Origin of the sequence: Acidisoma sp. L85, assembly GCF_009765865.1 — a bacterium.
Lineage (GTDB): Bacteria > Pseudomonadota > Alphaproteobacteria > Acetobacterales > Acetobacteraceae > Acidisoma.
Genome location: NZ_LMUQ01000076.1, coordinates 177779 through 195853, shown reverse-complemented (window position 1 = coordinate 195853; position 18075 = coordinate 177779). Strand labels below are relative to the sequence as shown.

The window sequence follows — 18075 nt, the reverse complement described above, 5'->3', positions numbered from 1 at the left end:
TCACCATATCGTCATCTCCACCCCTTAGGAGATCAAGCGCGTCATGCGCCGCTTCCTGATTTTGTTCGCTGCCCTTCTACCGCTGATGGGCGCGCTTCTGGTGCCAGACGCCGATGCGCGTCTTGGCGGCGGCCATTCCTTCGGCAGCCGTGGCAGCCATAGCTACTTCGCCTCACCCTCGACACGGCTTTCGCCCAACTCGGCGCAGCCCTTCCAGCGCAGCCAGGCGCCGGCTGGCGGCTACAACCAGAACGGCTATGGCGCCGGTGCCGGCCTTGGCGGGTCGATGTTCAGCCGGCATCCCTTCGCCACCGGCTTGCTCGGCGGCCTGGTCGGCGCTGGTATCGGCGGAATGCTCTTTGGGCACGGCTTCTTCCATCCAGGCTACGGCTTCGGCGGCATGTTCGGTGTGCTGCTGCAGCTGATCATCCTGTTCTTCATCGTACGCTGGCTGTTTCGCCGGTTCTTCAGCGGTCGCGGGGGAATGGCCGGGGCGAGCCCCGCGTTCAGCCGGGGGCCTGCAAATCAAGGCTCAGGCTGGGGCGGGATCGCGGGCGGCATGGGCGGCGGCGCGGGAGGGAGTGCGCCGCTGCAACTGTCGCCGGAGGATTTCCGCGCCTTCGAGCAATGCTTTCTCTACACGCAGCAGGCCTGGGACAACCAGGACCTCAACGCCATCGGCCGCGCCGCGACGCCGGAGATGGTGGGCTACTTCCGCGAGCAGCTGACCAACCTGCAGCGACAGGGCCTGCGTAACCGCATCTCCGACATCCGAATCGAAGGCATGGAGCTGTCCGAAGCCTGGACCGAAAACGGCATGGACTACGGCACCGTGGCGATCCGTTTCTCCATGCTGGATGTCACGCAGGATGCCCGGGGCCAAGTGGTCGATGGCAGTACGACGACGCGCAGTCTGGCGACCGAGGTCTGGACCTTCCTGCGGGCCCGCAACAGCCACTGGGTGCTCTCCGGCATCCAGCAATCTCGATAGGGTTGCGACGGGGAGGCTCGCTGCGGCCTCCCCGGACTTCATCCCGCGAAAGCAAAGTGGATGACGTGAATACGCGCCGGAGGAGCCGCGCGGTCGTACGTCCTGCGTAACATTGGGCAATACTCCATTGCGCCTGCTGGAATCTTTCTCCAAAACTTAGGCAGGCGCGACCGCGCCGACTGAGCCGGGCCGCGCAGGCGGCGCTACGCGAAAGAAAGAGCTGGTGCGAAACAGCGATCCGCGTCTCCTCGCCTGCCTCCTCCTGGCCGCGATCGTGCCGCTGAGCGGTTGCAATGCACTGGTCGGGGAGAGCGCCTCAGCCGCCGCCGGTGTCGGCGGCGCCGCCATCTCCCGCGCGATCACGGATAATCCGACCGTCACCACGGCTATCGGTCTCGGCGTGCAGGCTGTCGCCCAGACCGGTGTTCAGGCCGAGGCGCGGGCGGTTCATCGCAAAGAGCAGAACGAGATCGCGGCGATCGCCGGAGGGCTCGTGCCCGGCACCGTGGGCTCGTGGTCGGTCACGCATGTTGTGCCGCTGGAGGCTGACGAGAAAGGCCAGGTGGTGGTGAGCCGGGAGATCGGCACGCCAACGCTCGCTTGCCGTGAGATCGTCTTCTCCGTCGATACCACCCAGAAGGCTCAGCTCGTCCGGGCCTTCTATACCGCGACCGTCTGCCGGGACGGCGAGACCTGGAAATGGGCCTCCGCCGAACCCGCCACCGAACGGTGGGGCGCCCTGCAGTGAAGCGCCTGACGCCTGCGGCCTGCGGCCTCGGGGCGCTCATTCTCCTGACGGGCTGCAGCGCCGCTGGCGGCATCGCCGGTGCCGTTGCCGGCGCGGCGACCGGCTCGGTCAGCATGAACCCGCTGGTTGGCTATGCGGTCGCCGTCGGCGTGCGAGCGGCGACCGATACAGCCGTGAGCTACGTCATGCGCAAGCGCCAGCAGGCCGAGCAGAATGCCATCGCGGCCGTCATCGGGCCGCTCCCGCCCGGCGTCGTGCAGCCTTGGGAAATTCAGCACGACATTCCCATCGGCGACGAACATGGCGAGGTGCAGGTCACGCGAGTGATCGACACGGCGCTCGCCGATTGCAAGGAGCTGGTCTTCTCGGTCGCGCGAAAGAAGGCGCCGCAGCCCGACGACCCGCGCTACGTCACGACAGCCTGCCACCAGTCGGGCGGGTGGAAATGGGCCGAGGCAGAGCCCGCGGTAGCGCGATGGGGCTCATTGCAATAACACGCTCCTCAACATAACGGCGTGCGGCGGCCCTTCTGCCCTTCGCGCCGCCGTCAGAATGAGGATTGCCCATGTCCGGATCTCCTTTAGCGCCTTCCCTCAACCTTGCCGGTAGATTGCCGAGCCATCGCTGGGGCTGGTTCGTCGGCCTCGGCGTGCTGCAGATCATCATCGGTATCCTGGCCTGGATCGATGTGGTGGCGGCCAGCATCGCCGGGACGATCGTGATCGGCGCGCTGCTGCTGATCGGCGGCGTCTTGCAATTCGTCCACGCCTTCGCTGTACGCGGCTGGAGCGGCTTCCTGCTCAACCTCCTGCTTGGCATCCTTTATATGGCGGGCGGCGTGTTGCTGATGGAGGAGCCGGTGCGAGGCTCGGTAATCCTCACCTCGATCATTTCGGTCATCCTGGTCATCGCCGGTATATCGCGCTTGATCATGGCGGCGACGCATCGCCACATGGCGGGGTGGTGGCTCGTGGTTCTGAGCGGATTGGTGAGTCTCGTCGTTGGCGTACTGCTTTATGCCTCGCTGCCCTGGTCCGGACTCTGGGCCGTCGGAACACTGATCGCGGTCGAATTGGTGTTCCACGGTTTTGCCTGGGTGCAACTCGGACTTGGCCTTAAGCGTGGCGCGCAAATCACCTCGGCGTCTCGTTGAATAGCGGAAATACTTCTCTTCCCCGCTGAACGATCCTATATCCCTCGGTCGAATGCAGGCTGTGGAGCGCAATTCACAATGGACGGTTCGGTGACTGGAATCTCGGGCGTGCCGGCGGCCACCGAGACCGATGTGTTGTGGTTTCTGCCGACGCATGGCGACGGCCGATACCTCGCGAGCGAGGTCGGCGCGCGGCATGTGACGCTCGGCTATCTCAGCCAGATCGCGAAAGCCGCCGATGAGCTGGGTTACTTTGGCGTGCTGCTGCCGACGGGGCGTTCCTGCGAGGATAGCTGGGTCGTCGCCTCAGCGATGGTGCCGCTGACCCAGCGGCTGCGCTTCCTGGTAGCGGTGCGGCCCGGCCTTTCCGAACCCTCCATGACGGCTCGCATGGCGGCAACACTGGACCGCCTGTCCGGCGGGCGGCTGCTGGTCAATGTCGTGGCTGGCGGTGATCCCTTCGAGATGCATGGCGACGGCGTGTGGTTCGGCCATGGCGAGCGTTACGAGGCGACGGACGAATATCTGGAAGTCTGGCGCCGGATGCTGGCTGGCGAGACCTTCGATTTCAAAGGCAAGCACATCACGGTGGAGGGCGCGAAGCTGCTCTATCCGCCGGTGCAGGCGCCACATCCGCCCTTGTATTTCGGCGGGTCTTCGGCCGATGGCCAGGTGGTAGCGGCCAAACATGCCGACGTCTATTTGACCTGGGGCGAGCCGCCGGCCGATGTGGCGGAGAAGATCGCTTCCGCCCGCGCCGCGGCCGCCAAAGAGGGCCGGACCTTCAGCTACGGCATCCGGCTGCATGTAATTGTGCGCGAGACCGAGGAAGAGGCCTGGGCTGCGGCCGACTCGCTCATCAAGCATGTCGATGACGAGGCGATCGCGACGGCGCAGAAGGCCTTCTCGCGGTTCGATTCGGTCGGGCAGCAGCGAATGAGCGCGCTGCATGGCGGCCGCAAGGACAAGCTGACGGTGAGCCCCAATCTATGGGCGGGCGTGGGTCTGGTACGGGGCGGCGCTGGTACGGCGCTGGTCGGCAATCCGCAACAGGTCGCGGATCGGATGAAGGAATACATGGCGCTCGGCATCGACCGCTTCATCCTGTCGGGCTATCCGCATCTCGAGGAATGCTACCGCTTCGCCGAGCTGGTCTTCCCGTTGTTGCCGTTGAAGAAGACGACCGGCAACGACCTCGGCGCGGCACGTAACGCCGGGCCATTCGGTGAGGTCATCGCCAATGTAGCGGCGCCGTCGCGGATGAAGGTTGCCTCGGCGGGCTAGGCCGGTTCGCGATTTCATTGCCGCGACCACGATGTGGCGGTTCAGCTAGCGTCGGCCGTCAGTCGTAGACGGGACGGAGACAGCCGCAGAACAGCTTCGACCACCAGGTTTCGGCGTCGGGCGGGCTCTGGCTGAAATTACAAGGTTGCAGGCTGTAATCCGGAGGTGACGGAGGCATTCTCACCGGCGCTCCCGGGCGAAAGGAGCGCGGTACTGCGTGAGTCTTGGCGAAATAGGGCGGCGGTGCAAAATCGTGGCTCGGATGAGGTGGCGGAGGATCGCTGTATATCGCGGACCACTCGCTAGCCGCCCCTGCTGCTGTGTGGTCGCTGTTGTCTTGCGCGCGACCGAATGCCCCCTGGATCTCGATGACCATTTTCATCCCGTGAAAGTAGATTCGGAGCGGCGCTTATCTTGCGACGCAATGCTGAATTTTTATTGAAGCTCGGGTCCTGCAGAACCGCGCTGAGACGAACCCTACACATTCGACGCTCCCAGGACGCCGCCGATACGAAAAGGGCGGCGCCCTACGGCACCGCCCAAAGTTCACGCCAGATGGTGGAGGAATTACTCCACCTCCTCCGGCTCCTTCTCCGTCCCGCTCTCGTCTCCGCCACCCGGCCGAGACACCGCGGCTGGCGCCGCTGCCTCGGTGACTTCGAAGTCGAGCGCGCCGTCCTTCATGCCGACCTTGACCGCGCCGCCCTTCACCAGGCGTCCGAAGAGCAGCTCCTCGGCGAGTGGCTTCTTGACGTATTCCTGGATGACCCGCGCCAGCGGTCTCGCGCCATAGAGCCTGTCATAGCCGCGCTCCGACAACCACTCCTTGGCCGCCGAGGACAGTTCGATCGTCACGTTGCGGTCGGCGAGCTGGGCCTCGAGCTGCATGACGAACTTCTCGACGACGCGCGCCACCACTTCCGGCGTAAGCCCCGCGAAGGCGATCACCGCGTCCAGGCGGTTGCGGAATTCCGGCGAGAACATACGCTTGATCGCATCCTCGTCCTCGCCGATCCGCGCTTCCCGCTCAAAGCCAATGGCGGGTTTCGCCATATCGGCGGCGCCGGCATTGGTCGTCATGATCAGGATCACGTTACGGAAATCGACCGTCTTGCCGTTGTGGTCGGTGAGTTTCCCGTGGTCCATGACCTGCAGCAGGATGTTGTAAAGATCCGGATGCGCCTTCTCGATCTCGTCCAGCAGCAGCACGGAATGCGGGTGCTGGTCGATGGAGTCGGTCAGCATGCCGCCCTGGTCGAAGCCCACATAGCCCGGCGGCGCACCGATCAGGCGCGAGATGGAGTGCCGCTCCATGTATTCGCTCATATCGAAGCGAACGAGCTCGATGCCCAGGACACTCGCCAATTGCCGCGCGACTTCGGTCTTGCCGACGCCGGTGGGGCCGCTGAACAGGTAGCTGCCGATCGGCTTCTCCTGATCCCGCAACCCGGCACGGCTGAGCTTGATGGCGGCGGCCAGCGACTCGATCGCCTTGTCCTGGCCGAAGACCATCGAGCGCACGTCACGCTCCAGATTGCGAAGCGTCTCCTTGTCGTCAGCCGAAACGGATTTTGGGGGGATGCGGGCGATCTTGGCGACGATCTCCTCGACGTCCCGCAAGGTCACGGTCTTCCGGCGCTTATGCTCGGGGAGCAGCATCCGGCTCGCGCCCACCTCGTCGATCACGTCGATCGCCTTGTCGGGCAGCTTGCGGTCGTGGATGTATTTCGCCGAGAGATCCACCGCGCCGCGGATGGCCTCATCCGTGTAGCGAACCTTGTGGTGCTTCTCGTAGACCGGCTTCAGGCCACGCAGAATGCGGAAGGCATCCTCGGTGCTGGGCTCCGCCACGTCGATCTTCTGGAACCGGCGCACTAGCGCCCGATCCTTCTCGAAGTAGTTGCGGAACTCCTTATAGGTCGTGCTGCCGATGCAGCGCAGGGTGCCCGAGGCAAGCGCAGGCTTCAGCAGGTTGGAGGCATCCATCGCCCCGCCGCTGGTCGCCCCGGCGCCGATGACGGTATGGATCTCGTCGATGAACAGCACGGCGGCCGCCTGTGCCTCCAGCTCCGTCACAACGGCCTTCAGCCGCTCCTCGAAATCGCCACGATAGCGGGTGCCGGCGAGCAGCGCGCCCATGTCGAGCGCGTAGATCGTCGATTTCGCCAGAACTTCCGGCACGTCGCCCTCGACGATCCGCTTGGCGAGCCCTTCGGCGATGGCAGTCTTGCCGACGCCGGGATCACCGACATAAAGCGGATTGTTCTTCGTGCGGCGGCAGAGGATCTGGATAGTCCGCTCGATCTCGCTCTCGCGGCCGATCAGCGGGTCTATCTTGCCGTTCTGCGCCTTCTTGTTGAGATTGACGCAGTAATTGGACAGCGCGTCCTGGCCGCGACGGTTCGTCTTCTCCTCCTGCTCCGACGAGTCCTGGGACGAGGATGCCTTATCCGCCCGAGGCGCGGATTTGCCCGGCGCCTTGGCGATGCCGTGGCTGATAAAGTTGACGGCATCGAGCCTGGTCATGTCCTGCAATTGCAGGAAATACACCGCATGGCTTTCCCGCTCGCTGAACAGCGCGACGAGAACATTAGCGCCCGTCACCTCATCCCGTCCTGAGGACTGAACATGGATCGCGGCCCGCTGGACCACGCGCTGGAAGCCCGCCGTGGGTTTCGGGTCGCCCGGCCGGTCCGTCGCCAGCCCGGCGAGATCCTTGTCGAGGAATTCGGTCAGGTCGGCGCGCAGCTTATCGAGATCGACGCCGCAGGCGCGCAACACCGTGGCGGCATCCGTGTCTTCCGCGAGTCCGAGCAAGAGATGCTCAAGGGTCGCGTATTCGTGCTTCCGATCGCTAGCCAGTGAGAGCGCGCGGTGCAGGGTCTGTTCGAGATTACGTGACAACATCAGTCCGACGCTCCTTCACTTCGCCCCTGTCGACGCACGCCACCGACACACCGTCGATCGAGGCCCGCCCAGGGGTAGCCAGTCTCCTATTCGCCTTCGCGCCGCGGCTGCGGCTCGTATTGAGTCATCATCCTGCACCATGAGTTCAGATGCAGAGATTAACTTTTGCTCAGGCTCACTCTTTTTCGCCTCCTCACCTAATTCTTTTTTGACCAATTCACTCTTTCTCAATGGTGCATTGGAGCGGATGCTGGTTTTGCCGAGCGAGATCCATCACCTGCGTTACCTTGGTTTCCGCGACTTCGTAGGTGAAAATGCCGCAGACCCCGACACCCCGCCGGTGGACATGCATCATGATTCGCGTCGCCTCGTCCCGTGACTTCTGGAAGAAGCGCTCCAGGATATGGACCACGAATTCCATCGGCGTGTAGTCGTCATTTAGCATCAGGACCTTGTACATGGTGGGCTTGCGCGTTTTCGCGCGCGTCTTCACCACGGTTCCGACGTTCGGAGTATCCTGGTCGCCGTTGCGCCTGCCGCTATCGCTCATCGCGCCTATCGCACTTCCTCTGGGTGACCGGGCGAACCTGACGGGCCGCGCCAATCTGCCTTATTGATCCAGGCGGCTGCCCAACCGCCTCCGTTCGAGACTCAGCATAGGGGCATGGGCGAAGAGACAGGAAGTCCAAGATTGCAGCGTCGCTCTTCCGACCCTGACAGGCCCTATGTGGGCAATCCATTCTGCGCAGAAAAGAGCCACCGCGCATCTGCTTTCAACGGGGCAGCCCGCAGTTCATGACGCGGCTGTGAAGTCTAGGCCCCCTTGTGTCACCGGGCGATTACTCCCGGGGAACGCAAAAGGGCCCGGGCGTTTCCACCCGGGCCCTCCAATTCGTCTCGGCGAGGCGGAATTAGGCGGCCTTACCAAGCTTGTCGACGGCAACGGTCACGCGGCTCGTCAGCGGCGCCATGGCCTGCTCGGCGAGCTTAATTGAAGCGTCGGTGTAGCGGCCGGACTCGCTCACGCTCTTCTCGATCGCGGTGCGAACGAGGCCAACATTGAGGTCCATCGCTTCCTTGAGCGACTTCACCGAGGTCAACGCCTTGGCGTTGTTCACAGACTCTTCGTAGCTCGCCTTCATCGACTCGGCGATCTGGCGCGAAAGGTCCTGCAGGCCGGCCATCAGAATCTGGCCCGACTTGATGAAGGCCTCGACGTTGCCCTGGTTGAACGCGACGACTTCTTCAGCTGACTTCATTGCCTTTTCAAGCCCTTCCTTATAGCGGTCCTGCGATGCTTCGAAACCCGAAGCGGCTTTGGTCATGCCGTCCTTGACGGCCGCGACCGTGTTGTCGAAGCTGCGATCGGCGGCGGCCTTGGTCTGCTCGACCACGGCTTTCGTCTGCTCAACAGCCTTCGCCGTCACCGTCTTCGCGGTTTCGGTGTTCTTTTCGATAGCGCTCTTCACTTCGTCTGCCATAGGCTGGCCCCTCCGTTTCGTTTCATTCGAGTACCCGGTTTCCGAGCGCTCTGCTAATGCGTTGCCCCGCCTTGGTTTGTCCGGTGGCAAAGGCCAGCGAGACGTCGTGTTGCGGTGCAGCAAAACCGCGTTTACAGAGCTAACACCGCTAACTCAAGAGAAATTGTGCGCTGCACAATAAATTTAATTTTCCTATCTCCGCCAAGGTCATAGGAAGCTTGTGAGGTCCATCCTCCAACTGATTGCAATTCCGGTAGATTTGCTTCAAACCTCTCGCGGCAGTGAGCGGCTCCCGCGCCGGCCGAAACAGAGGATCGACGTGATGGAGGACGGCAGAGCATGACGGCAGCCAGCGATTCTGCCGATCAGCCGCGGCGACGCTCCCCGATCCGGGTGATTTTCAGGCTCATTGCCAGCCTGGCCGTGCTCAGCGTGATGGGCAAAGCCGCAGCGCGAGCCGATGAACTACCGCCCATGGCGTCCGTCCTCGTCGATGCGCGGAGCGGGCAAACGCTCTTCCAGCAACAGGCGGACGCGCCGCGCTATCCGGCCAGCCTGACCAAGCTGATGACACTCTACATGCTGTTCGAGGCGATTCGGGATCACCGCATCAGCTTCGACGAGATGATGCCGGTCTCCGCCCATGCCGCCTCGGTTCAGCCGGTGAAGCTTGGCATGAGGCCAGGCTCGCGACTTTCGGTGGAAGAGGCGATCCTCGGCATGGTCACACTCTCTGCCAATGACGCGGCGACGGCTGCGGGAGAGTTCCTTGCGGGCGGCGATGAGACACGGTTCGGCGCTCTCATGACACTGAAGGCCCATTCACTCGGCATGAACAGCAGCGTGTTTCGCAACGCTTCCGGCCTGCCAGACCCAGCACAGATCTCGACGGCCCGGGACATGTCTGTATTGGCCCGGCGTCTGATCCAGGATTTCCCGGACGACTACCATTACTTCTCGGCGCCGAGCTTTCTATTTCGCGGCCGGGTCGTCTTCAACCATGACAACCTCCTGAAATATTATCCGGGCGCGGACGGCCTGAAGACCGGCTTCACCAATGCCGCCGGCCATAACCTTGTGACAAGCGCCCAGCGGAGCGGTGTGCGGCTGATTGGGGTCGTCATGGCGGCGCCCTCCAACGGCTTTCGCGATCACCAGATGACCGGCATGCTGGATGACGGCTTCGCCACGGAGCTCGGTCCATCGGCTGGCCTATCCGCCATGGCCGCCAATGCCGCGGTCCGCCGCGCCCAGCGGGTAGCGGGCAGCGGTCCTATCGTGCCGGTGACCGCCATGCTGCCGCATGGCCGGCGCCAGATCGGCAGCCAGACCGGGAGTGGCCAGCGCATCGTTTCCGGAGCATGGAGTCTGGATCTCGGTAGCTATCCAAGCCAGGGCTTGGCGCAGTCGGCGCTGCGTATCGGGGTCCGCGCGGCGGGCGGCGGCACGGCTCACCTGGTTTCCGCCAAGATCGGGCGGCATCACAAGTGGCATGCCTGGATCGCCTCGGTCAGCCCAGTCCGTGCCCGCGCCGCCTGCAACGCAATGAACCATTATGGCCGCACCTGCGTCGCCGTGCGGCCAGCAGGCAACGAAGTGGCGGAGCGTTAACCGTCGCGCGGCTTGCCGGCTCTTGACGTCCGGATCCAGCGGCGGCGCCCCAATTCACTTCTCGGCTTCCGGGGGACCCGGCAGCCGGCGAGGCAATCATTGCGCGACGCGGGCGGCCGGTTCGAGGCCAAGGGCCGCCGCGACTCGGCCAAGACGCCGGATCACGCTCTCGCCCGCGAAAACACCCGCATTCTCGTTGAGGTCGAGGATCAGTCTTCCCTCCTCGATACCCAGCGAAGTGCCGGCGAGAAGGTCGGGTGTGCCGCCCGAAAGCGTATAGGCGAGGCGCAAAGCGACACCGAGCACCTCAGCGCGTTGCACGGAGGCCATATCCAGCAGCAGCCTGGCGCTGCCGAGGAAGGCGGCATCGGGCTCCGCCTCGTAGCGCATGGCGATGACCAGGGCGAGGAAGGCGCGGGCATGGTGGCTGACGCCGGTTTCCGGCTGGCGCAAAACCCGGAGGAACGCCTGCTCGGCGCGGTATTCCGGATGGTCGTGGCTCGCGACATCCGAGAACCAGCAGGCGGCTTCCCGCAGTCTCCGCTGGTCGGGCGTCTCGCGAAGGGCTAGCCGGGCTGTCCACTCGAACAAAGCGGGCGGCAGGTTCACGTCCCGACCGAAACGGGTCGCCATATCGCGCGCGGCGGCCAGCAGGGGATCCTCGGCGCGCACGTTGATGGGCATGCGCTCCATGAGCCAACCCTCGCGCAGACCATTGGCGCTGAATACGACGCGGGCCGCGGCCGTGACCCGTAGCAGGCGGCGCAGCACGACGGCGGCGAAGGGCAGATCGTCGATACGCCGCCGGGCGATGCCGGGCAGCCGTTCCAGCGCGCGGCGGCTGGCGCCGGCCACCACTCCCGCCAGATCCCGCGCCTCCTCGCGTGCGATGGAATACTGGTGGATCATGTTGAGCGGGTAGCCCGTCTGCGACATGTGGATGCGCGCGAGCGCCCGGAAGGCGCCGCCGACGAGATAGAGCGTCTCGCCCGCGCCATCGCCGAGCCACGGCACCTTCGCCGTGTCTTCCTCGACGATGATGCGCGCCCGCAGCAGGTCGCCTTCGGAGCGGTCGGCGAGGCGGATGACGCCGAGACGCATGGTTTCGCTCTGTACCACTGTGCCGCGTACTAGTCGCACCGCCTCCAGCGAACCGCCGCCGATATCGAGCAGGATGCCTTGGGCGTCCGGAATGCCGCAAACCACGCCCTGGGCGGAGAGCCGTGCCTCCTCTTTGCCGGGCAGGACGCGGATGGGCACGCCCGGCATGCGGGCCTGGAGACCAGCAACAAAAGCGGGGCCATTTTCTGCGTCCCGAACCGCGGCGGTCGCCAATACCTCGAAGGGGTCGGCATGCATGGCGCGGGCGATCGCGTGGTAGCGGCTCATCACGGTCAGCGCCTGGGAGACGCCTTCCTCGTTCAGCAGCCCGGTCTGTTGCAGACCACGGCCGAGGCGCAGCACCGCCTTCTCGTTGAAGATCGCGACCGGATTGCGGGATTCACCCTCATAGACGACGAGGCGGACCGAGTTGGAGCCGAGATCGACGACAGCGAAGCGTGGCGGGGTCAGCGGTCAGTCCCTTAATGCGTGAAGCGGGCGACGCCCCGCCGTGGCCGCCATCGCGGGGCCATGCAGCGCGGAGCCGCGGCCCGAGAGGGATGGATTGGTCATGAAGTAGTTATGAGCGGAAATCGGCTTGCGTCCACCCTGAACACGCCTCCAGGCCCCGTCGCCGCCGAGTTCCCAGGACTGCACATTGTCCTTTAGGTCCACAACCATGATCTGATCGAGCACCTGGGCATGCACTGTCGCGTTACGGATCGGCACCAGCGTTTCCACCCGCATGTCGAGATTGCGGGACATCCAGTCGGCGCTGCTGATGAAGACCTTGGCCTGGCGGCTGGGCAGGGCATGGGCATTGGCGAAGACGCAGATCCGCGCGTGCTCCAGGAAGCGCCCGACGATCGATTTTACCCGGATATTCTCGGACAGGCCCGGCACGCCCGGACGCAGGCAGCAGATGCCGCGCACGACGCATTTGACGCTGACGCCGGCGCGCGACGCCTCATACAGCAGGTCGATCATCCGGTCATCGACGAGCGAATTGACCTTGAGCCAGATGCCGGATGGCTTGCCCGCCTTGGCATTGGCGATCTCCGCCCGGATGAGCGACTCGAGCGTCAGCCGCGTGGTCAGCGGGCTGAAGGCGATGGCGTCCATATTCTCGGGCCGCGCATAGCCGGTCATGTAGTTGAACAACCGGGCGGCATCGCGGGTGAGGTCGGGGTCGGAGGTGAAGAAGCTGAGGTCGGTGTAGATGCGCGCGGTGATCGGATGATAGTTGCCGGTACCGAAATGCGCGTAGGAGCGTACCGCACCGCCCTCTCGCCGCACGACCAGCGAAATCTTGGCGTGGGTCTTGAGTTCGGCGAAGCCGAAGACGACCTGGACGCCCGCCGCCTCCAGCGAGCGCGAGAGGCGGATATTGGCCTCCTCATCGAAGCGGGCGCGCAGCTCGACCAGGGCGGTCACCGACTTGCCGGCCTCCGCCGCCTCGATCAGCGCCTTGACGATGGGGCTGTCCTTGCTGGTGCGGTAAAGCGTCTGCTTCACCGCGATCACGTTCGGGTCGCCTGCCGCCTGGCGCAGGAACTGCACTACCACGTCGAAGCTCTCGAAGGGGTGGTGGACGATGATGTCCTTGGCGCGAATGGCGGCGAAGCAGTCGCCGCCGAAGTCACGCACCCGCTCGGGGAAGCGCGGCGTATAGGGCGGGAAGAGCAGGTCCGGCCTGTCATCGACGATGAGCTGCTTGAGATCGACGGCGCCGAGAATGCCGGCCTCGGTGAAAACCTCGTCAGGCGGAACCTCGAACTCCTCGGTCACCAGCTCGCGGAGGTCGTCCGGCATTGAAGCTTGGAGGGTGAGGTTGATGGCGACACCGCGCCGGCGGCGCTTGAGCGCCGTCTCGTAGGAGAGAACGAGGTCCTCGGCTTCCTCCTCGAACTCGACATCAGTGTCGCGGATGACTCGGAAGAGCCCCTCGCCCGCATTGGAATAGCCCGGGAAGAGCCGTTGGAGGCACAAGTTGACGAGCGCTTCGAGCATGATGAAGCGGATCGGGCTGCCCGCTTCCGAGGGCAGGCGCACGAAGCGCTCGATCTGCGCGGGAAGCGGGATCAGCGCCCGCATCGTCGTGCGGTCTTCATTCGAGACGAGCAGCAGGGCCATCACCAGACCCATATTCGGCACGAAGGGGAACGGATGGGCGGGGTCGATGGCGAGCGGCGTCAGAACCGGAAAAACGCGCTCCATAAAATAGGCACTCAGCCATTCGCGATCGGCGGCCGTCAGATCATCCGCATCGCAGACCACGAGCCCGGCATGGGCCAGCTCGTCGCGCACCTTGCGCCAGGCGTGCTGCTGGTCCGCGAGGAGACGGCGGGCGCGGGCGTTGATGTCGAGCAACTGCTGGGCCGGCGTCAGCCCGTCGGGCGACTGCACGTTGACCCCGGCCTTGGCCTGGCCGACCAGCCCGGCAACGCGGACCGAGTAGAATTCATCGAGATTCGAGGCGCTGATCGAGATGAAGCGCAGGCGTTCGAGCAGCGGGTGGTGGCGGTTCTCGGCCTCCTCGACCACGCGGTGGTTGAAATCCAGCCAGGACAGCTCCCGGTTTATGAAGCGACTCGGCGAGTCGGGCGCGATCGCGGGGATTTCGGTTTCGGCGGCGGGGGGAAGCCGGGCGACTGAGCTCATGTCTTACCCTACAGGAGACTCGCCGGATTTGTGGAGAGTAGCGGCGGAGAGTTATCGAAATCATCATTTTCCGCACAGATTTCAGCGAGTACGGCAGCGGCGCCGGCTCGAGTGACCCGACGGCCCTCGGCAAGGGTTTGTCGATCCAGCCGGGCAACCGCCTCGCGCAAGGCGGCGGGATGGCGCGGCAGGCGGGTCAGCATCCAGACTTGGAGGCTTTCGGGCAGCAGCAATTGGCGATCCGATAGGAGCCGCGCCAGGAGCGCTTGCAGGAGATCATCCTCGGCGGGTTTCAGGAGTACCGCGGAGATGGCACGCAGGCGGCTCGCGAGATCGGGCAGGCGCACGGGCCAATGTGCGGGTGCCAAGCGGCCCGCGAGGAGCACCGGGCGAGCATCCTCAGCGGCGAGGTTGAGGAGATGAAGCAGGATGGCCTCGTCAGGGGCGGCATCCGCATCGTCGATGACGAGCGGGCCGGTCTCGCCCGGTTTGGGTAGGATCCTCAGAGCTGGGCCGCTGAGCTGGACAGCGTTTTGGCGAGCTGCCCAGAGATGGAGCAGGTGACTCTTGCCGGATCCCTCGTCGCCATAGATCGCGAGGCGGCCGCCCGGCCAACTCGTGCGGCGGTCGAGCCATGCGCGTGCCTCGGCATTGGAGGGCGCGGCGATGAAGTCCTCGGCGCGAAAGCGCGGGGCATGCGCGAAGGGTAAGGCGAGCTGGCGCATCAGCGCGGCGTCAGTGCCGGAAGCGATCGAGCGGCGGCGGATCGAGGTAGAGCGGGCTCGCCAGGTAGCGGCGGAGCCAGAAGCGCGTCAGGACGCCAAGTGCCGCCGTGACCGGCACCGCGAGCAGCACGCCGAGGAAGCCGAAGGCCGCGCCGCCGGCCATCAGGGCGAAGATCACCAGCACATCGTGCAGCTCCACCCGGTTGCCGAGGAGGCGCGGGTAGATCACGTAGCCCTCCAGGATCTGCCCGAGGATGAAGACCCCTGCAACCAGGAAGACGCCGTTCCAGCTGGGAAACTGGGCAAGCGCCAGACCAATCGAGGTCACCGCGCCCGTGATGGTCCCGACATAGGGAATGAAGGACAGCAATCCCGCCGTCATGCCCACGATGAGGCCGAGATCGAGCCCGACCGCCGTGAGGCCGATGGCATAGAAGATCGCCAGCATGAGGCAGCAGAGCAGCTGTCCGCGCAGCCAGGCGGAGAGGATGCGATCGACTTCTAGCGCCTGGAGCCGGATGACGCCGGCATAGCGACGCGGCAGCAGCGCATCGATCCTCGCCACCAGCCTCGGCCAGTCCCGCAGCAGATAGAAGGCGACGATCGGCGTGACGACGAGCAGGGCGATGGCATTGACGATGGCGAAGCCGCCGCCGATGACCCGCGTCAGCGCGCCGACGGCATAAGGGATCATCGCGCCCGCATGCGAACTCACGATCTCGCGCAGCTTGCTGTCCACGAAATCGCGGCCGAGATGTTCCTGCAGATGGGACAGCGTGCCGTTGGCCCAGGCCTGGACCTCGACCACATAGGTCGGCACCCGCTGCAACAACAGACCGAGCTGCGACAGGATGATGGGATAGAGCAGCAGCACGAAGGTGAGGGTCAGGGCGATGAGGGCAAGCACCAGCAGTAGCGCCGCCACCCAGCGCGGCACGCCGAGGCGATTGAGGCGGACCGCCACCGGATCCAGGAAATAAGCGATGCCCGCCGCGGCCACGAAGGGCAGCAGCACGCTCGAGAAGAGGTAGAAGACGAGGCAGGTGAGCAGCAGAATGCAGATGACGAGGGCGATGCGCTGGCCTCGCGTCGCCCGCCGCCCGAGGATGACCGGCATCTCGACTGGTGCCTGCGGCGGTAGCGGCGGCGGTTCGATGCGCTCAGCCATTCGCCACCCTCACCGCCGGGCAGTCCATTGCCAGACATAGGCGGCGCCGGAAGCGCAGGTACTGAGTGCGACGCAGACAACCAGCGCGTCCACGAGAGCGGGGATCGCAAGATGCCAGCCGCTGATCAACAGCACTAAGGCAACCAGTGTGATCTGCAGCACCGTGTTGAACTTCGAGATGCGGAGCGGCTTGATCGCCACCCGGACGCCGATAAAGGACAGACACAGGATGCCGCCGACGATCACCAGGTCGCGGAACACCACGAGGATGGCGAGCCACGGCGGCAGTTCACCGACCGCCGCAAGCGTCACATACATCGAGACGAGCAGAGCCTTATCCGCCACCGGATCGAGTATCGCGCCGATGACGGAGGCGGACCCTCGCCGGGCCAGCCAGCCGTCAATGGCATCCGAGACGCCAGCCGCGAGAAAGAGCCAGAAGGCAAGCGACAGATCCTGCCGCAGCACGAGCCAGACGGCTAACGGAACGGCGCCGATGCGGGCGAGCGTTATGAGATTTGGAGCTGTCAGCAGAGCAGTGGAATGTGGCCCGGAAATGCGAGCGCCGTCAGGCATCGAAGGCGCCCAGACCCTTGCCCGATCTCGCTGGGACGGCGGTTGCGCCGGCGAGACGGCTGTGATTGTGTCCGCGCCTCGTCACAGGACTGTGCCTTGCACCCTCTGAAGCCCGCCACGAAACGCGGCGGAACAGCGGCCAAGGCCTAGCGCATCGAGGGCCCGGATGACCAGAGGCACGAGCCCAGCATGACCACAGGGGCGAGCGCCGGGCGCGCCGGCGGAAATGGTGCGACCTATCGCGAGGCGGGCGTCGATATCGCAGCCGGGGATGCGCTGGTCGAGGCCATCAAACCCCTCGCCCGCGCCACTTCGCGCAGCGGCGTCATGGGCGGGCTGGGCGGCTTCGGCGCCTTGTTCGACCTTAAGGGGGCAGGCTTCACCGATCCGGTTCTGGTCTCGGCCACCGATGGCGTCGGCACCAAGCTCAAGATCGCGATCGACCATGGGCTGCATGAGACCGTGGGCATCGACCTGGTGGCGATGTGCGTCAACGACCTCATCGTGCAGGGCGCCGAGCCGCTGTTCTTCCTCGACTATTTCGCGACCGGATCGCTGGATGTCGCGGCGGCGACAAAGGTCATCGCCGGCATCGCCGAGGGTTGCCGCCTCTCCGGCTGCGCGCTGGTGGGTGGCGAGACCGCGGAGATGCCGGGACTGTATCAGGGTGGCGACTATGACCTCGCCGGTTTCGCGGTGGGGGCGGCGGAACGCGGCGCGCTGCTGCCACGCGACGTGGCGGTGGGTGACGTGGTGCTGGGTCTGGGCAGTTCGGGCGTGCATTCAAACGGCTTTTCGCTGGTGCGGCGCGTGGCCGAGCGGGCCGGTGCCGATCTCGATGGCCCCTGCCCTTTCACCGAGGGTCAGACCCTGGCGCAGGCACTGATGACGCCAACGCGGCTTTATGTGTTGCCGCTGCTCAAGCTGCATCGTGCCAGGCTGCTCAAGGCGGCGGCGCATATCACCGGCGGCGGATTGCCGGGCAATCTCAACCGCGCTCTGCCGGAAGGCACTGTCGCAAGGTTGGACGCGGCCCTTTGGGATGTACCGCCAGTGTTCCGCTGGCTCGCTCGGGCCGGTGGCGTCGCGCATGAGGAGATGCTGCGGGTGTTCAACTGCGGCATCGGCATGACGCTGGTAGTCGCGGCGGCGGATGTGGATGCGGCACGGTCGATGCTCGAAGCAGAGGGCGAAAGCGTCTTCACCATCGGCAAGGTCGACGCGGGCGCGGGTCCGGGTCCGGCCACGGTCGAGGTGCGGACGCCGGCCGACTGGCTGGGATGAGCGTTTCTCGCCGCCGGGTCGGCATCCTGATCAGCGGCCGAGGCTCCAACATGATGGCGCTGGTCGCGGCGGCGGCGGCACCCGATTTCCCCGCCGAGATCGCGCTCGTGCTGTCGAACAACCCGGAGGCCGAGGGTCTTGCCAGCGCCGCCGCGCGGGGCGTGGCGACTGAGGCGATCGACCATCGGACGTTCGGGCGGGACCGCGCGTCGCATGAGGCGGCTATGGATGCCGCGCTGGTCGCTCATGGGGTCGAGTTGATCTGTCTCGCGGGTTACATGCGGCTGCTCACCCCGTGGCTCGTCGCACGATGGGCGGGGCGGATGATCAACATCCATCCGAGCCTGTTGCCGGCGTTCACCGGGCTGCACACCCATGCCCGCGC

At 65.2% G+C, this 18075-nt stretch carries 16 protein-coding genes; 8 read left to right on the top strand and 8 right to left on the bottom strand.

The genetic code is table 11. The features are described from left to right. Positions 1-43: 43 nt before the first annotated feature. From GSQ83_RS26700 to ssuD, 5 genes are all read left to right on the top strand, one after another. Positions 44-991 (top strand): Tim44 domain-containing protein, encoded by a 948-nt coding sequence (locus tag GSQ83_RS26700; protein ID WP_158805896.1) that lies wholly within the window; start codon positions 44-46, stop codon positions 989-991. Between the two features lie 223 nt (positions 992-1214). Then, positions 1215-1739 carry a hypothetical protein gene (locus tag GSQ83_RS26695; protein WP_216850601.1) on the top strand — a complete coding sequence of 175 codons (525 nt, stop codon included), beginning with the start codon at positions 1215-1217 and terminating at the stop codon, positions 1737-1739. Beyond that, positions 1736-2233 (top strand): hypothetical protein, encoded by a 498-nt coding sequence (locus GSQ83_RS26690; protein ID WP_216850600.1) that lies wholly within the window; start codon positions 1736-1738, stop codon positions 2231-2233. Before GSQ83_RS26695 ends, GSQ83_RS26690 begins: the two co-directional genes overlap by 4 nt. A 71-nt stretch (positions 2234-2304) precedes the next feature. Further along, positions 2305-2892 (top strand): HdeD family acid-resistance protein, encoded by a 588-nt coding sequence (locus GSQ83_RS26685; RefSeq protein ID WP_158805894.1) that lies wholly within the window; start codon positions 2305-2307, stop codon positions 2890-2892. A gap of 78 nt (positions 2893-2970) precedes the next feature. Beyond that, positions 2971-4176, top strand: coding sequence for an FMNH2-dependent alkanesulfonate monooxygenase (gene ssuD, locus GSQ83_RS26680; RefSeq protein ID WP_158805893.1), 1206 nt, complete (start codon positions 2971-2973; stop codon positions 4174-4176). A gap of 567 nt (positions 4177-4743) precedes the next feature. Here the strand turns inward: ssuD and clpA are convergent. The 3 genes from clpA to GSQ83_RS26665 form a co-directional block, all read right to left on the bottom strand. Next, positions 4744-7083: an ATP-dependent Clp protease ATP-binding subunit ClpA gene (clpA, locus tag GSQ83_RS26675; RefSeq protein WP_158805892.1), complete on the bottom strand. Its 2340-nt coding sequence runs from the start codon at positions 7081-7083 to the stop codon at positions 4744-4746. A gap of 217 nt (positions 7084-7300) precedes the next feature. Then, positions 7301-7633, bottom strand: a complete 333-nt coding sequence (gene clpS, locus GSQ83_RS26670; protein ID WP_158805891.1) for an ATP-dependent Clp protease adapter ClpS — start codon at positions 7631-7633, stop codon at positions 7301-7303. 361 nt (positions 7634-7994) lie between these two features. Continuing rightward, the gene (locus tag GSQ83_RS26665) at positions 7995-8564 is read right to left on the bottom strand and encodes a phasin family protein (protein WP_158805890.1); all 570 of its coding nucleotides are present in this window, start codon (positions 8562-8564) and stop codon (positions 7995-7997) included. A gap of 339 nt (positions 8565-8903) precedes the next feature. Between GSQ83_RS26665 and GSQ83_RS26660 the strand changes: the two genes are divergently transcribed. After that, positions 8904-10175 (top strand): D-alanyl-D-alanine carboxypeptidase family protein, encoded by a 1272-nt coding sequence (locus GSQ83_RS26660; protein WP_254065927.1) that lies wholly within the window; start codon positions 8904-8906, stop codon positions 10173-10175. A gap of 96 nt (positions 10176-10271) precedes the next feature. Here GSQ83_RS26660 and GSQ83_RS26655 read toward each other — a convergent pair whose 3' ends face one another. Genes GSQ83_RS26655 through GSQ83_RS26635 form a run of 5 tightly spaced genes read right to left on the bottom strand, consistent with a single transcriptional unit; the run spans position 10272 to position 16406 of the window. After that, positions 10272-11747, bottom strand: a complete 1476-nt coding sequence (locus GSQ83_RS26655; RefSeq protein WP_158806088.1) for a Ppx/GppA family phosphatase — start codon at positions 11745-11747, stop codon at positions 10272-10274. Between the two features lie 3 nt (positions 11748-11750). Continuing rightward, complete coding sequence (locus GSQ83_RS26650) at positions 11751-13937, bottom strand: RNA degradosome polyphosphate kinase (RefSeq protein WP_158805889.1); 2187 nt, start codon at positions 13935-13937, stop codon at positions 11751-11753. An 8-nt stretch (positions 13938-13945) separates the two neighbouring features. Beyond that, positions 13946-14662: a chromosomal replication initiator DnaA gene (locus GSQ83_RS26645; protein WP_158805888.1), complete on the bottom strand. Its 717-nt coding sequence runs from the start codon at positions 14660-14662 to the stop codon at positions 13946-13948. A gap of 10 nt (positions 14663-14672) precedes the next feature. Further along, positions 14673-15830, bottom strand: coding sequence for an AI-2E family transporter (locus GSQ83_RS26640; RefSeq protein ID WP_158805887.1), 1158 nt, complete (start codon positions 15828-15830; stop codon positions 14673-14675). Between the two features lie 9 nt (positions 15831-15839). Continuing rightward, positions 15840-16406, bottom strand: a complete 567-nt coding sequence (locus tag GSQ83_RS26635) for a CDP-alcohol phosphatidyltransferase family protein (RefSeq protein WP_158805886.1) — start codon at positions 16404-16406, stop codon at positions 15840-15842. A gap of 189 nt (positions 16407-16595) precedes the next feature. Between GSQ83_RS26635 and purM the strand changes: the two genes are divergently transcribed. Together purM and GSQ83_RS26625 are read left to right on the top strand one after the other, a co-directional pair. Beyond that, positions 16596-17690, top strand: coding sequence for a phosphoribosylformylglycinamidine cyclo-ligase (purM, locus tag GSQ83_RS26630; protein WP_158805885.1), 1095 nt, complete (start codon positions 16596-16598; stop codon positions 17688-17690). Further along, positions 17687-18075, top strand: a 389-nt coding sequence (locus GSQ83_RS26625; protein WP_305782252.1) for a phosphoribosylglycinamide formyltransferase, incomplete at its 3' end; no start/stop codon positions are given. The genes purM and GSQ83_RS26625, both read left to right, overlap by 4 nt.

Excerpts from the sequence above, each read along its gene's own strand:
- GSQ83_RS26700 (WP_158805896.1), top strand. The coding sequence starts at position 44 with ATGCGCCGCTTCCTGATTTTGTTCGCTGCCCTTCTACCGCTGATGGGC.
- GSQ83_RS26685 (WP_158805894.1), top strand. The coding sequence starts at position 2,305 with ATGTCCGGATCTCCTTTAGCGCCTTCCCTCAACCTTGCCGGTAGATTG.
- ssuD (WP_158805893.1), top strand. The coding sequence starts at position 2,971 with ATGGACGGTTCGGTGACTGGAATCTCGGGCGTGCCGGCGGCCACCGAG.
- clpA (WP_158805892.1), bottom strand. The coding sequence starts at position 7,083 with ATGTTGTCACGTAATCTCGAACAGACCCTGCACCGCGCGCTCTCACTG.
- clpS (WP_158805891.1), bottom strand. The coding sequence starts at position 7,633 with ATGAGCGATAGCGGCAGGCGCAACGGCGACCAGGATACTCCGAACGTC.
- GSQ83_RS26665 (WP_158805890.1), bottom strand. The coding sequence starts at position 8,564 with ATGGCAGACGAAGTGAAGAGCGCTATCGAAAAGAACACCGAAACCGCG.
- GSQ83_RS26660 (WP_254065927.1), top strand. The coding sequence starts at position 8,904 with ATGACGGCAGCCAGCGATTCTGCCGATCAGCCGCGGCGACGCTCCCCG.
- GSQ83_RS26650 (WP_158805889.1), bottom strand. The coding sequence starts at position 13,937 with ATGAGCTCAGTCGCCCGGCTTCCCCCCGCCGCCGAAACCGAAATCCCC.
- GSQ83_RS26645 (WP_158805888.1), bottom strand. The coding sequence starts at position 14,662 with ATGCGCCAGCTCGCCTTACCCTTCGCGCATGCCCCGCGCTTTCGCGCC.
- GSQ83_RS26640 (WP_158805887.1), bottom strand. The coding sequence starts at position 15,830 with ATGGCTGAGCGCATCGAACCGCCGCCGCTACCGCCGCAGGCACCAGTC.
- GSQ83_RS26635 (WP_158805886.1), bottom strand. The coding sequence starts at position 16,406 with ATGCCTGACGGCGCTCGCATTTCCGGGCCACATTCCACTGCTCTGCTG.
- purM (WP_158805885.1), top strand. The coding sequence starts at position 16,596 with ATGACCACAGGGGCGAGCGCCGGGCGCGCCGGCGGAAATGGTGCGACC.